This is a genomic window from Streptomyces sp. CB01881 (assembly GCF_002953255.1).
Taxonomy (GTDB): domain Bacteria; phylum Actinomycetota; class Actinomycetes; order Streptomycetales; family Streptomycetaceae; genus Kitasatospora.
Genome location: NZ_CP026498.1, coordinates 738,671 through 752,131, shown reverse-complemented (window position 1 = coordinate 752,131; position 13,461 = coordinate 738,671). Strand labels below are relative to the sequence as shown.

Below are 13,461 nucleotides of genomic sequence, written 5' to 3'. Positions count from 1 at the left end.
AACTGCAGGACACGGCACCGGACCCAAGGCGGTATTCCCATGGCCACGACGACCCTGCGCGAGCTCAACGGCTTCGACGAGACGCCTGCCTCGCTCGCGGACTCGACCCTGATCCTGATCGACTACCAGAACACCTACGTCCGCGGCGTGATGGAGCTGGAGGGCTGGCAGGCCGCGCTCGACTCCGCGGCCGAGCTGCTGGCCAGGGCCCGGGCGGCCGGTGCGAAGGTCATCCACGTCATCAACGACGGCGGCGAGGGCACCCCGTACGACATCCGGGCGGAGATCGGCCGGATCCACCCGAGCGTGGCCGCGGTCGAGGGCGAGCCCGTCGTCGTCAAGCACGTCCCGAACGGCTTCGCCGACACCGACCTGGGCAAGCACGTCGACGCGGCCGGCAACACGGACGTGATCGTCGCCGGGTTCATGACGCACATGTGCGTGACGTTCACGACGGCGGGCGCGTTCCTGCGCGGGAACCGGCCCACGGTCGTCGCCGACGCCTGCGCGACCCGGCCGCTGCGGTCGTGCGGCAACGAGCTGACCGCCGACCAGATCCACCACAGCGCGCTGGCGACGATCGCCGACCTGTACGGGGTCGTCGTGGAGTCCGGGAAGTCCCTGAGCTGAGTGCCGGGGCCTGAGTGCCGGGGCCGCACGGCAGAGCCGGTCCGCACGCCCGCGCCGTCCCGGCCCGCCGGCCCCGGCCCGCCACCGCGGCCCCGTGAGCATCGGCCTCGTGAGCGTCGGCCCCCTCGGACAGGAGGGCCCCAACGAGTACCGGCGTCGCGGCGACGTCTGCGCCGCCCGGGAGCTCAGTGCGACCAGTGGGCGTCCTCGACGTCCGGCTGGAGAGTAGCGGTGGGGCGGGCGGCGTCCGGGTCGTACTCGACGCCGTCGCCGCGGACGGACACGGTGAGGCCGAGCGTCTGGCCGGGGCCGGGCACGAGCTGGACGAAGACCGAGACGCCGTCGGGCGATTCGGCGCTGAAGTTGTAGTCCGGGCCCTTCTCCGGCTCGGTGGGGGTCCAGATCCACCCGCTCTCCTTGTAGCCGTGCGCCCGCCATTCGGCGGCGACGGCGTTCCGCAGCTCCGCGCGGTGGGAGGCGAGGATCCTGGTGCGGGCGGCGAGCTGCCGGTCGACGTAGGACAGCCTGCTCGGCACGCCGTTGGCACGCGGCCCGTACTGCCGGACGTCGAAGCCGGTGTCGCTCAGCACCAGGTTCGGGCCGAGGCCGCCGACCGTGTCGCGGAGGGCCTGCTCGCTGCGCTCCCGGAACTGGGCCGAGGTGTGGCGCACGCGCTCCGGCCCGGACCTCGGCGCGGTCGGGTCGTCGAGCCCGATGGACCACCACACGCCCATGTTGAGGACCAGGACGGCGAGGACGATGGCGACCAGGCCCGCCACCGCCCCCAGGCAGCCCTTCGCCAGCCCCTTGTCGAACACTCCGGCCCCTTCCCCCGTCCCGTCCCGCTCCGTACCGTCACCGTAGGCGGGCGGCCCGGGCGGTCGCCTGAGTACCCGTACTCAAACGGGCACGCCGGCGCCGGGGCCGGTACGAGCGGCGGGCGGGACGGCACGGGAGGGCACGGGCGGAGTAGGGCGGGGGTGACGGTTTTCGGGCGGCAAGATCATCTGTCGATATGCTGCGGGACCGCCGGGCACGCGGTGTGCCCGCAGCTGACCGAGGGATGGTTGTCGCGATGATGGGACCGGCACACGCGCTTTCCGGGGCGGCGGCCTGGCTGGGGGTGGGTGCCGCGGCTACGGCCTGGGACCACCCGATGCCGTGGCCGGTGCTGCTCGCGGGAGCCCTGATCTGCGCCGGGGCGGCGCTGGCTCCCGACCTGGACCACAAGGCGGCGACGATATCGCGGGCCTTCGGGCCGGTCTCCCGGACGCTCTGCGAGGTGATCGACAAGCTCTCGTACGCGGTCTACAAGGCGACCCGGGGGAAGCGCGACCCGCGCCGCTCGGGCGGGCACCGGACGCTGACGCACACATGGCCCTGGGCCGTGCTCTGCGGCGCCGGGGCGTCGGCGGTCTGCGTGTACGGCGGGCGCTGGGGCGTGCTCGCGGTGCTGTTCGTCCACATGGTGCTGGCCATCGAGGGACTGCTCTGGCGGCACGCCCGGGTCTCCAGCGACGTGCTGGTCTGGCTGCTGGGCGCGTGCAGCGCCTGGATGCTGGTCGAGGTGCTCGACCGGCCCGGCAACGGGTCCGGGTGGCTGTTCACCGAGCCCGGCCAGGAGTACCTCTGGGTGGGCCTGCCGATCGTGCTCGGCGCGCTGGTGCACTGCATCGGCGACGCGCTGACGGTCTCCGGCTGCCCGGTGCTGTGGCCGATCCCGATCGGCCGTCGGCTCTGGTACCCGGTCGGGCCGCCGAAGGGCATGCGGTTCCGCGCCGGCAGCCGGGTCGAGATCAAGGTCCTGATGCCCGTCTTCATGCTCCTGGGCGGGGTCGGCGCCCTGGGCGCACTCGGCTTCATCGGCTGACGCTTCGTCGGGGTGCGGGGTGCGGGGCGCGGGGCCGGCGGCAGCCGTGGGCGGTGTGCCCGGGGCGGCGCTCGGCGCAGGTCCTTGCGCGGCGCTGATTTGCGAACCCTTTACACTCCTGTAGAGCGCGCTGCGGTGCCCCGACCGGGCCCGCCCGCCGCACCGACCACCCTCGACGAAGCGAAGGAGTCGCGGTCCCCGCGATGGACGAGCCTCCCAGTGCCCACCGTGCCGTTCCCCCTCTGACAGGTCGTCCGCGTGCCGGGGCGGGGGTGGCACGGTGACCGAAGTGCTCCTGCTGCTCCTCGCGCTGGTGCTCACCGCCGCCTGTGCGGTGTTCGTCGCCGCCGAGTTCTCGCTGACCACCGTCGAGCGCGGCGCGGTCGAGCGGGCCGCCGAGCGCGGTGAGCGCGGCGCCGCGACCGTCCTGAAGGCGGTCGGGCGCCTCACCTTCCAGCTGTCCGGGGCCCAACTGGGCATCACCATCACCAGCCTGGTGATCGGCATGATCGCCCAGCCGTCCGTGGCCGCACTGCTGCGCGGACCGCTGGAGGCGGCCGGCCTGCCGCACGGCGCCGCCGCGGGCCTCTCCGTCATCCTCGGCGTGCTGCTGTCGACGGTCGTGCTGATGGTGGCGGGCGAGCTGGTGCCCAAGAACTGGGCCATCTCCCGCCCGCTCGCGGTGGCCAAGGCGGTGGCCGGGCCGCAGTACTGGTTCTCGGCCGCGTTCTCCCCGTTCATCGGGCACCTCAACGACACGGCCAACCGCGTGGTGCGCAGGCTCGGCCTGGAGCCGGCCGAGCACCTCGCCTCCGCCCGTACCCCGCAGGAGCTCGTCGCGCTCGCCCGGCACTCCGCCCGTGCGGGGGCGCTGGAGCCCGACACCGCCGAGCTGTTCGTCCGTTCACTGAACCTGCGCGAGCTGACGGCGGAGAACGTGATGACCCCGCGGGTCGACGTCCGGGCGCTGGAGGAGCACGCCACGGCCGCCGACGTCGCCAACCTGACCCGGGCCACCGGCCTGTCCCGCTTCCCCGTCTACCGGGACAACCTCGACCACGTGGTCGGCGCCGTCCACATCAAGGACGCGCTGACCGTGCCCGCCGGCCGGCGCCATCTGCACCCCGTGTCGGAGCTCATGACCGAGCCGCTGCTGGTGCCCGAGACGCTCACCGTCGACCGCCTGCTGGACCGGCTGCGAGGGGAGCAGACGATGGCCGTCGTCATCGACGAGTACGGCGGCACCGCCGGGATCGCCACCCTGGAGGACATCGTGGAGGAGGTCGTCGGCGAGGTCGTGGACGAGCACGACCCGGCCGGGCCGGCCGACCTGGTCGACCTCGGTGAGGGCCCGGACGGCCGCCACCGCTGGGACGCCGACGGCATCACCCGCACCGACCAGCTCGACGCGATCGGCCTGCCGGGCACCGACGGTCCGTACGAGACCCTGGCCGGGCTGATCGCGGAGCGGCTCGGCCGGATCCCGGTGCCCGGGGACACCGTGGACGTCGACGGCTGGACGCTGGACGTCGCCGCCGTCGCCCACCACGTCGCCGAGCGCGTCCGCATCACCGCACCCGGTCCCGCCCCCGAGGACGGCGACGGGGACGGCGACGGTGGCACGGGCGCCGGCCGCCGGGAGGGCACCCGATGACCGCCGTCCAGCTCGTGATCGGCCTGCTCACGCTGGTCACCAACGCCTTCTTCGTCGGCGGCGAGTTCGCGCTGATCTCGGTGCGCCGCAGCCAGATCGAGCCGCGTGCCGAGGCCGGCGACCGCCGGGCCCGCACCGTCATCTGGGGCCTGGAGCACGTCTCCGCGATGCTGGCCACGGCCCAACTCGGCATCACCGTCTCCTCCCTGGTGCTCGGCGTGGTCGCCGAGCCGGCCATCGCACACCTGCTGGAGCCGCCGTTCCACGCCGCAGGTGTCCCGGACGCGCTGATCCACCCGGTCTCGTTCGTCCTCGCACTGGCCGTCGCGACCTACCTGCACATGCTGCTCGGCGAGATGATCCCCAAGAACATCGCCCTCGCCGCGCCGGAGAAGGCCGCCTACCTGCTCGTGCCGCCGCTGGTGGCCGCGACCCGGGCGCTGCGGCCGCTCGTGTTCTCGATCAACGCGTTCGCCAACCGCATCCTGCGGCTGCTGCGCGTCGAGCCGAAGGACGAGGTCGCCTCGGTGTTCAGCGAGGAGGAGCTGGCCCGGATGGTCAAGGACTCCTCCGACGCCGAGCTGCTGAGCGAGCGCGACACCGCACTGCTCCAGGACGCCCTGGAACTGGGCTCCCGCCCGGTCTCCGAGGTGGTCACCCCCCGCGGGCGGATCGTCTTCGCGGGCCCCGGCACCACGCCGGAGGAGCTGGAGCAACTGGCCGCGCGGACCGGGTTCTCACGCTTCCCCGTCCTCTCCGCGGACCGGACGGTGACCGGCTACCTGCACATCAAGGACGCACTGGAGCAGGACGGCGCCCGCGACCGGCCGTTCCCCGCACGCGTCCTGCGGCCGATCGCCCGCGTCCCGGCGTCCACCCCGCTGGACGACGTGCTCACGGCGATGCGCCGCTCCGGAACGCACCTCGCCGCGGCCGTCGAGCCCGACGGCACCGCGATCGGCCTGGTCACCATGGAGGACGTCCTCAAGGAGCTGGTCCGCCCGGTGCCCGCCGGGTCCTGACGGGAACGGCCAGGCGTGGGCCGGCTGCGCCGGGGAGTGCCCCCGGCGCGGCCGGCCCACGCGTCGCCCGTCAGGCGGAGGCCAGGAGCGCCTCCAGGGCCAGCGCCGTCGCCGGGTGGCGGCCCAGCAGCGCCGCGCCCGCCGGGGCGGGCCCGGCGGGCGCCCACTCCCCGTCGCAGCCCAGCAGGTCCGCCACCGCGTCGCAGGCCGCCGGGTGCGCCGCCAGCAGCGCGACGCCCCGTGCGGCCGACGCCCGCCCGGCCGGGAGGACGGCGGCCGGCTCCGGCTGCGCCCGCCACGGCGGCACCCAGTCGTCCAGCGCCGCCAGCCGGCCGGGGAAGATCCGCCCCGCCTCCCTGATCAGCAGCGGCGCCAGGTCGGCGCCGTCCGCGCGCAGGGTGGTGATCAGGGTCGGCAGCCACGGCAGCAGCACCGCGTCCGGCAGCCGCCCGAAGGCGTTCGACACCGCCTCCACGACGAAGTCGGTCAGGCCGGGGACGGGCTCCAGCGCGTGCAGCAGACCGCTCAGGTAGCGCGGATAGGCGGGCAGTACCAGCGGGTTGGCGAGCAGCTCGTCGCAGTGCGACCGCAGCTCCGCGCGGGACAGCCCGCCCAGGTGCACCTGCGCCGCCCACAGCAGCGCGACCTTCGACGGGTCCTGCGGATGCGACTGCGCGACGGCCAGCTCCAGCTGCGTCCGGTCGCACCCCAGCGAGAGCGCCAGGCCCTCCATGCCGAACAGGAAGCCCAGCATCGCCGCGACCTGGCGGACCGTCGCGTCCTCGTCGGCGAACGCCGTCGGCAGCAGGGTGCAGTAGTGCGCGTACCCCGTCCGGACGAAGGACTCGATCCAGCCGGGCAGGACGGGCTCGCTGGTCCGGTAGAACGCCAGCAGCCGCCGCACCCGCCGCAGCACCTCCGGCGCGCCGTCGACGCTGCGCTCGGTGGCCAGCACCTCCAGGGCGCGGCTCCCCAGCTCGTGGGCGAGCCGGCGGCTGCGCAGGTGGAGCGTGGCGTCCTCGACGGCCTCCAGGACGACGGCCGCGGTGGCCTGCGGCGCGTTCGCCGTGCGCCGCAGGCGCTGCTCCAGGACCTGCTCGATGCTGACGCCCTCGTAGCCGAGCTCGATCAGCGCGCGCTGGTGGGTGCCGAGCGCCAGGTCCCAGGACTCCTGGATCGGGCGTTCGCCGAGCTTGCGCTCGCCCATGATCGGGCGGGCCGCGCCCTGCGGCAGCAGGTACCGCAGCATCCACAACACGTCGGAGCAGGGCTCCAGTTCCGGCTGGGAGGCGATGTCCAGCAGGGCCCGCTGCACGCCGCGCTGCTCCAGCTTCAGGGCCAGCGGTGCGAGCCGGTCGTGGACGTCGCGGGCCAGCGGCGGCAGCGCGTCGTAGCCGACCTGGCCGATTCGGTCGCCGCCCATCATGATCTCGACCAGCCGGGCGACGTTCCGCCGGCCCGGCACGGTGTCCTTCTCGATGCAGGTGACCGCCGCGTCCTGGAAGTCGTACGGCGTGGGCTTCGCCCGGTCGCGCATCCCGGCCAGCAGGATCGACGTCTCGAACACCGCGATGGCGTCGGCGGTGGAGGCGAGGTAGCCGTTGCGGCGGGCGGCGCGCACGATCTCCACCGACCAGCCGAGCAGTTCGGCCTCGTCCAGGCGGTCGAGCACCGGGGGCCGCCGGAGGAAGCCGGAGAGCCGGTCCTCGGGCGGCAGGTCCGGCCCGGGGGCCGTCACGGCCGCGGCCTTCCGGGCACGCGAGGGCTTCCGGGCGCCCGCCTGCCCGGCCAGCCGGAACGGCTGCACACCGGTGCGCTTGAGGTTCTTCGTCCACAGCGTCGAGGCGATCGACACCGAGCCGGCGGCCAGCCCGAACTGGGCCTCGATCGCCGCGTGGCTGGACGGGATCAGGCCGTGCTGCCAGGTGGTGGCGGTGCGCGGGCCGATCTCGAAGGTGTCGCTGCCCGCGACGCCGAACTCCGCGACCCGGCTGGCCGCGTGGAACGCGCCGCAGACGTAGAGGCAGTCCGCGGGGTCGGCGCCGGTGGCGGCGAGGTGCTCGCGCATCCGCGTCCACATGTAGCGCTCGCGGTCCTCGTCCACCCGGACCCGCTGCCCGTCGCCGGGGGCCAGCCGCCGGAAGAGGCTGCCGATCAGCAGCATGACCTGCCGGTAGGTGTCGTGGTCGGCGTCGCCGAGCGGCAGCTCGACGTACTGGTGCCACCACTCCGACCAGTGCCGCACCTTGCCGTGGCGCAGCAGGTGCTCCTCCAGCTCGGCGAAGCGCGGGCGCAGGTCGCCGATCTCCACGCCGACCGCGTCGCCGTGCAGCGCGGCCTCCTCCTCGGCGGCGGGCGCGTCCGGGTCGGCGGGCCCGGAGTCCCCGGTGCCGCGCGGCTCCCACTGGAAGACGTGGTCCGAGGAGCGGTCGACCAGGACGAGTTCGACGCCCGGCGTGTCCAGCGCGTAGGCGATGGCCTGGTACTCGGCCGAGGCCTCGGTGATCGGCGCGACCACCGACAGCGGCGACCAGTCGGCCGGGAAGCCCTCGACCTCGGTGGCGAAGGCCTGCACCGCGACCGGAAGCCGGCAGTTGCGCAGCTCGGACAGGAGCGGCGCCATGTCCTCGCAGAGCTCCAGGTAGACCACCTTGGGCTGCTTCTCGCGCAGCCGGCGCGCCATCGCCACGGCCGAGGCGGGGGAGTGGTGGCAGACCGGGAAGATCTCCAACGGCTCGCGCACCGCGCGGTCGACGTCGTCGACCAGGCCGAGCAGGATGCCCTCCAGCGCGTCCGGCCCGTCGGCGAACGCGGCGGCGGCCTCCTGGAGTTGGCCGCGCAGCGCGTCGAAGACGGCCGTCGGCCCGACGGCGCTCAAGAGAGCGTGGCGATCGCGTCGCGGCCGCCCTCCAGGAACTCCGGCCAGGCCCCGCCCTCGTCCTTGCTGCGCGGCTCGACCACGCCGTGCAGGTACTTGTTGAGGATGGCGAGGTCCTCCGGCTCGCGCCGGGCCAGCGAGCCCACCAGCGAGGAGGCCAGGGTCCGGGCGGTCAGTGCGCGCTCGCCGAAGAAGTTGCCGTGCAGGATGGCGTCCTCCAGCACGCCGATCTGCTCGGCGGTGGAGAGCGCCGACTCCAGCTTCTCGTCGTCGCTGCCGGCCGCGGCGGCCGAGGCGCGCAGGTCGCCGAAGCTCTGCAGCAGGACGTCCAGCAGCGTCGGCGGCACGTCGAGCTCGATCTGGTGACGGCGCAGCAGTTCCTCGGTGCGGAAGCGGACGATCTCCGCCTCGCTCTTGCGGTTCGTCACGACCGGGATCCGGACGAAGTTGAAGCGCCGCTTGAGCGCCGAGGAGAGGTCGTTGACGCCCCGGTCACGGCTGTTGGCGGTGGCGATGACGGAGAAGCCGGGCTTGGCGAAGACGATGCCGTCGCTGTCCAGCTCGGGCACCGAGATGTACTTCTCGGACAGGATGGAGATCAGCGCGTCCTGGACGTCGCTGGTGGAGCGGGTCAGCTCCTCGAAGCGGCCGATCGAGCCGGACTCCATCGCGGTCATGATCGGCGAGGGGATCATCGACTCCCGCGACTGGCCCTTGGCGATCACCATGGACACGTTCCACGAGTACTTGATGTGGTCCTCGGTGGTGCCGGCGGTGCCCTGCACGACCAGGGTGGAGTTGCGGCAGACGGCGGCGGCCAGCAGCTCGGCCAGCCAGCTCTTGCCGGTGCCGGGGTCGCCGATCAGCAGCAGTCCCCGGTCGGAGGCCAGGGTGACGATGGCGCGCTCGACGATGCTGCGGTCGCCGAACCACTTCTGCGGGATCTCCCGGTCGAGGCCGTCGGAGCGCTCCGAGCCCAGCACGAAGAGGCGGACCATCTTCGGGGAGAGCCGCCAGGTGAAGGGCTTGGGGCCGTCGTCGATCGACTCCAGCCAGTCCAGTTCCTCGGCGTACTTGAGCTCGGCGGGGGCGCGCAGCAGGTCGGACATGCGGGGGGCCTTTCTGGGTGTGGGCCGGGGGAGTGCGGGAGGGGCCTGGGACGGCACGGGCACGCCTCAGGCGAGGAAGGTCTTGAGCTCGTGGACGAGCTTGCGGATGTGGCCGGAGAGCACCGGGGTGCCCTGGTCCTTGAAGCGTTCGCGGAACCACGGGTTGACGCTGGCGCGGCCGGAGCTGGTCACCGAGCCGACCGGGATGAACTTGGCGCCGGAGCGGTGGATCGCGGCCATGGACTCGAAGAGCTGCTCGCTCTGCCACTCGTAGAAGTCGGAGATCCAGACCACGACGGTGTTGCGGGGCTCGGCGATCTTCGGCTGGGCCAGTGCCATCGCGACCCGGCCGTCGGTGCCGCCGCCGAGGTTGGTGCGCAGCAGCGTCTCGAAGGGGTCGTGCACCCACGGCGTGAGGTCGACCGCCTGGGTGTCGTAGGCGACGAGGTGGACGTCCACCTTGGGCAGCCCGGCGAAGATCGAGGCCAGGATGGTGCAGTTCACCATGGAGTCGACCATCGAGCCGGACTGGTCCACCACCACGATCAGCCGCTGCGGCGTCGTCTTCCGCGCGGTGTGGCGGTAGTAGAGGCGGTCGACGTAGAGCCGCTCCTCCTCCGGGCTCCAGTTGGTGAGGTTCTTCCAGATCGTGCGGTCGAGGTCGAGGTTGCGGAACACCCGCTTGGGCGGGACGGACCTGTCCAGCGCGCCGACCGTGGACTTCTCGACCTGGGTGCGCAGCACCTCGGCGACCTCGTCCACGAAGCGGCGGATCAGGGTCTTGGCGTTGGCCAGGGCGACGCCGGAGAGGTTGTCCTTGTCGCGCAGCAACTGCTCGATCAGCGACATGCTCGGGGTCAGCTGCTTCGCGAGCGCCGGGTCGGCGAGCACCTCGCGCAGCCGCATCCGCTTGACGAGGCCGGCCTCGATGGCGCCGAGCTCCGGGCCGATGGCGGGGATCAGCGTGGAGAGGTCGGGCGTGGTGCCGCCGCCGCCCGGGCCGCGCCCGGCCGTCGTGCCGCCGGGGCGGCCGGCCCGCAGCTCGCCGGGCTTGCAGCCGAGCGCCCGCTCCAGCCAGCCCGCGTCGGACTGCCAGCGGGCCAGCTGGCCGGCGGTCACCGCGCCGGAGCCGGTGCCGAACACGTTGAGCAGCACCTTCGAGACGAGCGCGGCCCGGCGCACCTCGGCGGCGCCGTCCCGTTCACCCCCGTCCGATGCGGTCTCCTCGGGCACCATCAGGCCGTCGAACTCCTCGGCCAGCGCCGGGTGGCGCTGGACGACGGCGTCGACGGAGGCCTGCGGGTCCAGCAGGGCGGGCGGCAGGCCGATGGCCTCGACGACGGCCATGCTCGCGGACTCCAGGGCCGGCTGCTCCTCGTGGTCGAAGAGCCGGGCGAGCAGCCGCCAGTACAGCACCTGGCGGCGGTTCTCGTCCGTGTCCACCCCGGGTGCCGGATCCGGTGCCGGGCCGGGTGCGTGGTCGGGTGCGTGGTCGGGTGCGTGGTCGGTCGTCACTTGCGCAGGAGCCTTCCCGCTCGCTCCCGCAGCACCGTCACCGCGTCGGTGGCGGCCTTCTCGGCCTTCAGGCCGGCCTTGTCGGTGGTGCCGCCGGCCCAGGCGCCGGCGTGGACGGCGACGGTCTTCTTCTTCACGACGGTCTCGACGGCGAGCGGCTGGAGCAGGTACGCCCCGGCGTCCCAGCGCAGCAGGCCGATGCAGGCGCTCGACGCCGCGACGGCCTCGGCGGTGAGCGGACCGGCGGCCGGGATGCGGTCGGTGTCGACGGCGAGCCGGTGCCCGGCGAGGGCGAACGCCACGGCGTCGCCGTCCTGCTGGACGGTGTAGCCCTCCAGGAGGACCGGCAGGGCGATGCGTGCCGGGTGGCGGTCCAGGGGCGCCGTCGGTGCGGCGGCTGCGCCGGCCAGCGCGACGCGCGCGGTGGCGAAGGCGTCGGCGGCGGCGCCGGGCCGGGCGTGCTCGTCGCTCCAGAGCAGGTCGCCCTCGGCGGTCACCGGCATGCCGGCGAGCTCCATCGCCAGGCCCTCGCCGGCCGCCGCCAGCAGCGACAGGTGGGGGCGGAGCAGCTGCCAGACGCCGGCGCCGACGACGGTGTCCGGCTTGGGCACCGCGACGCCGGCGCGCACCAGGCGGGCCGGGCCGCCGTCGGCGGGTTCGAACACCGCGTGGACCTGGGCCTGTGCGGCGGTGGCGTGCTCGTGCAGGTCGACGCCGAGCGGCAGCAGCCGGCCGGTCACGGTGGCGACGGCCGGCGCGCCGGCGGCACCGGGCAGCGTCAGCAGCATCGCGCGGGACCAGAGGTCGGCCCAGCGGCGCAGCGGGATCCGCTCCAGGGTGGCGCCGGGGCAGGAGGCGGCCAGCTCGGTGGCGAAGCCGTCCAGCAGCGTCGCGAGGCGGCGCAGGGCCGGATCCGGCAGCATCGCGGAGACGACCGGCGCCGAGCCGGAGACCAGCTCGTGGTCGAGGCCCTGCCACCCGGCACGCGCGAGGTCGGCGAGCCAGGAACGGGCGGCGGCGAGCAGGTTGGGGGCCGTCGGCTCGCCCGCCACCGGGGCGGCGACGTCGCCCGGCGTCCGCCCGGTCGCCTCGTCGAGACGGGCCGTCAGCGCGTCGTGGACGGAGCCGAGCAGTGCGGTGCGGGCGGCGGCGAGGGCGACGAGGTGCTCCTCGCCCGCGGCTCCGGCGGCGGCCTTCGCGGCCGCCTCGGCGACCCGTTCGGCCAGCGGCGATCCTGCGACGGCGTCGGCCAGTCCGGCGAGGCCGGTCGCCTGCGCGGGCTGCGGCCGGAGCAGGCCGCCGACGAGCGCCCGGTCGAAGGCGTCCACGGCCGCGAGGGCCTCGTCCAGCCCGTCGACCGGTTCGGTGAGGAGGTCCGTACGCATCACGCCACCGCCCTGGTGGTCGGGAACCAGTGGAGCTCCGGGAGCGGGTCGGTGGTGGGCGCCAGTTCGAGGTAGGCGAGGTGGCGCAGGAACCGGCTGAACACCGGCGCCGCCGCGGTGGCGTCCGCCTTGGCCGGCCGGGTGGCGGTCATCGCGGAGGTGATGCCCTGCGTACTCGCCTCCCCGTTGGACGGCTCGACCCGCAGGTAGCGGGCGACGCGCTCGGCGCCGTACTGCAGCACGGCCTCGCCGATCAGGGCCGCGATGTGGTTGCAGAACGAGCCGCGGGCGCCGCCGCAGGGCCGGTTGTTGTTGGTGCTGCACGCGAACGCGTAGTCACCGGCGGCGACGGACGAGACGTAGACCCGCTCGATGTCCGAGCCGCTGGACACCACGCCCTGAAGGCGCCCGTCGGCGAGTTCCACGAACGGGACCTTGGCGAGTTTGCGTGGCCGCGCGGGCGGTATCACGCGCGCCGTGCTCGAGTCCTCCCGGACTGACAACACACCGTCTCCTTCACAACGAGGGGGGCCGCCGCGCCGGACCGGCGGGCTGTGTTCCAGAAACCTACTCGCGGGCACTGACAGCGCTCGCAGGGCCCCTGACGTCGGCTCTCCTCGTCCGGCGCCTTCCGGGCCGGCCCGCGCATCCGGTGCGCCGCGAGACGGCCCGCCCTCGCGGCCCGCCCGTACGGAACCGGCCCGCGCGAGAAAGCACGTGAGAGCGGCCCGCACGTGAGAGCGGCCGGCCCGCCCCGGGGCGGGGGCGGGCCGGCCGGGTGCGGCGCGGGTGCGGCGGTGCTCAGGGCGCCGCCGCCGCGCCGGAACGCCACCGCCCGCGGCCACCGGGGGCTCCGGTGATCGCGGGCGGTGGCGTCAGACGGGTACGGCCGCCGGGCCGCCGGTGCGCGTCACCGCCCCCCGCGCCGGGCGCCCCGCCGGGACAGCGAGCCGCCGGCGAGAGCGGCGCCCGCGACGGCCGCGACCACACCGGCGGCCATCAGCCCGTTCCGGGACCGCCAGGACAGCACCGACCAGCGGGAGTTGGCGGACAGCAGCGAGCCGAGGCTGAACCAGGACCCGGCGGAGAGCGCGGAGAGCGCCGAGCCGGCCGAACCGACCGACAGCACGCTGCCGACCGAGCCCACCGAGAGCACGGAGCCGACCGATCCGATCGACAGGGCCGAGCCGACCGAGGCGACGGACAGGACGGAGTCCTTGGACCAGAGCGCCCACGAGGACGACGCGGACGGCTCGCACGACGTGAACCTCGTGAACCTCGTGCACTTCGCGGACTTCGCGGACTTCGCGGACGACAAGGAAGCGGATCGCGTGGACATGCGCCGATCGTATGCCGGGGCCAGGCCGAACCGGCCGCTCCCACGGCGGGTCCGGGCCT

General features: G+C 74.3%; 11 protein-coding genes. 4 read left to right on the top strand and 7 right to left on the bottom strand.

Annotated features, from left to right (window positions below):
• Positions 1 to 39: 39 nt before the first annotated feature.
• Complete coding sequence (locus C2142_RS03565) at positions 40 to 630, top strand: isochorismatase family protein (protein ID WP_148641034.1); 591 nt, start codon at positions 40 to 42, stop codon at positions 628 to 630.
• 185 nt (positions 631 to 815) lie between these two features.
• Here the strand turns inward: C2142_RS03565 and C2142_RS03560 are convergent, their stop codons facing one another.
• Entirely contained in the window at positions 816 to 1,448 is a 633-nt protein-coding gene (locus C2142_RS03560) for a hypothetical protein (protein ID WP_148641033.1), read from the bottom strand.
• A 257-nt stretch (positions 1,449 to 1,705) separates the two neighbouring features.
• Between C2142_RS03560 and C2142_RS03555 the strand changes: the two genes are divergently transcribed.
• From C2142_RS03555 to C2142_RS03545, 3 genes are all read left to right on the top strand, one after another.
• On the top strand, positions 1,706 to 2,500 hold the full coding sequence (locus C2142_RS03555; RefSeq protein ID WP_148641032.1) for a metal-dependent hydrolase: 795 nt from the start codon (positions 1,706 to 1,708) through the stop codon (positions 2,498 to 2,500).
• A gap of 280 nt (positions 2,501 to 2,780) precedes the next feature.
• A complete protein-coding gene (locus C2142_RS03550) occupies positions 2,781 to 4,154 on the top strand; it encodes a hemolysin family protein (RefSeq protein ID WP_148641031.1) in 1,374 nt (457 codons plus the stop codon).
• A complete protein-coding gene (locus C2142_RS03545; protein WP_148641030.1) occupies positions 4,151 to 5,176 on the top strand; it encodes a hemolysin family protein in 1,026 nt (341 codons plus the stop codon). The genes C2142_RS03550 and C2142_RS03545 overlap by 4 nt, the downstream gene beginning before the upstream one ends.
• 70 nt (positions 5,177 to 5,246) lie before the next feature.
• Here the strand turns inward: C2142_RS03545 and C2142_RS03540 are convergent, their stop codons facing one another.
• From C2142_RS03540 to C2142_RS03515, 6 genes are all read right to left on the bottom strand, one after another.
• Positions 5,247 to 8,054, bottom strand: a complete 2,808-nt coding sequence (locus tag C2142_RS03540) for a DUF5682 family protein (RefSeq protein WP_148641029.1) — start codon at positions 8,052 to 8,054, stop codon at positions 5,247 to 5,249.
• Positions 8,051 to 9,163, bottom strand: a complete 1,113-nt coding sequence (locus C2142_RS03535) for an AAA family ATPase (RefSeq protein WP_148641028.1) — start codon at positions 9,161 to 9,163, stop codon at positions 8,051 to 8,053. Before C2142_RS03535 ends, C2142_RS03540 begins: the two co-directional genes overlap by 4 nt.
• Positions 9,164 to 9,229: 66 nt before the next feature.
• Positions 9,230 to 10,606 (bottom strand): VWA domain-containing protein, encoded by a 1,377-nt coding sequence (locus C2142_RS03530; RefSeq protein WP_148642160.1) that lies wholly within the window; start codon positions 10,604 to 10,606, stop codon positions 9,230 to 9,232.
• Between the two features lie 68 nt (positions 10,607 to 10,674).
• The gene (locus C2142_RS03525; protein ID WP_148642158.1) at positions 10,675 to 12,093 is read right to left on the bottom strand and encodes a hypothetical protein; all 1,419 of its coding nucleotides are present in this window, start codon (positions 12,091 to 12,093) and stop codon (positions 10,675 to 10,677) included.
• The gene (locus C2142_RS03520) at positions 12,063 to 12,566 is read right to left on the bottom strand and encodes a hypothetical protein (protein ID WP_148642159.1); all 504 of its coding nucleotides are present in this window, start codon (positions 12,564 to 12,566) and stop codon (positions 12,063 to 12,065) included. The genes C2142_RS03525 and C2142_RS03520 overlap by 31 nt, the downstream gene beginning before the upstream one ends.
• Positions 12,567 to 12,973: 407 nt before the next feature.
• Positions 12,974 to 13,402 (bottom strand): hypothetical protein, encoded by a 429-nt coding sequence (locus C2142_RS03515; RefSeq protein WP_241002353.1) that lies wholly within the window; start codon positions 13,400 to 13,402, stop codon positions 12,974 to 12,976.
• Positions 13,403 to 13,461: the final 59 nt, after the last annotated feature.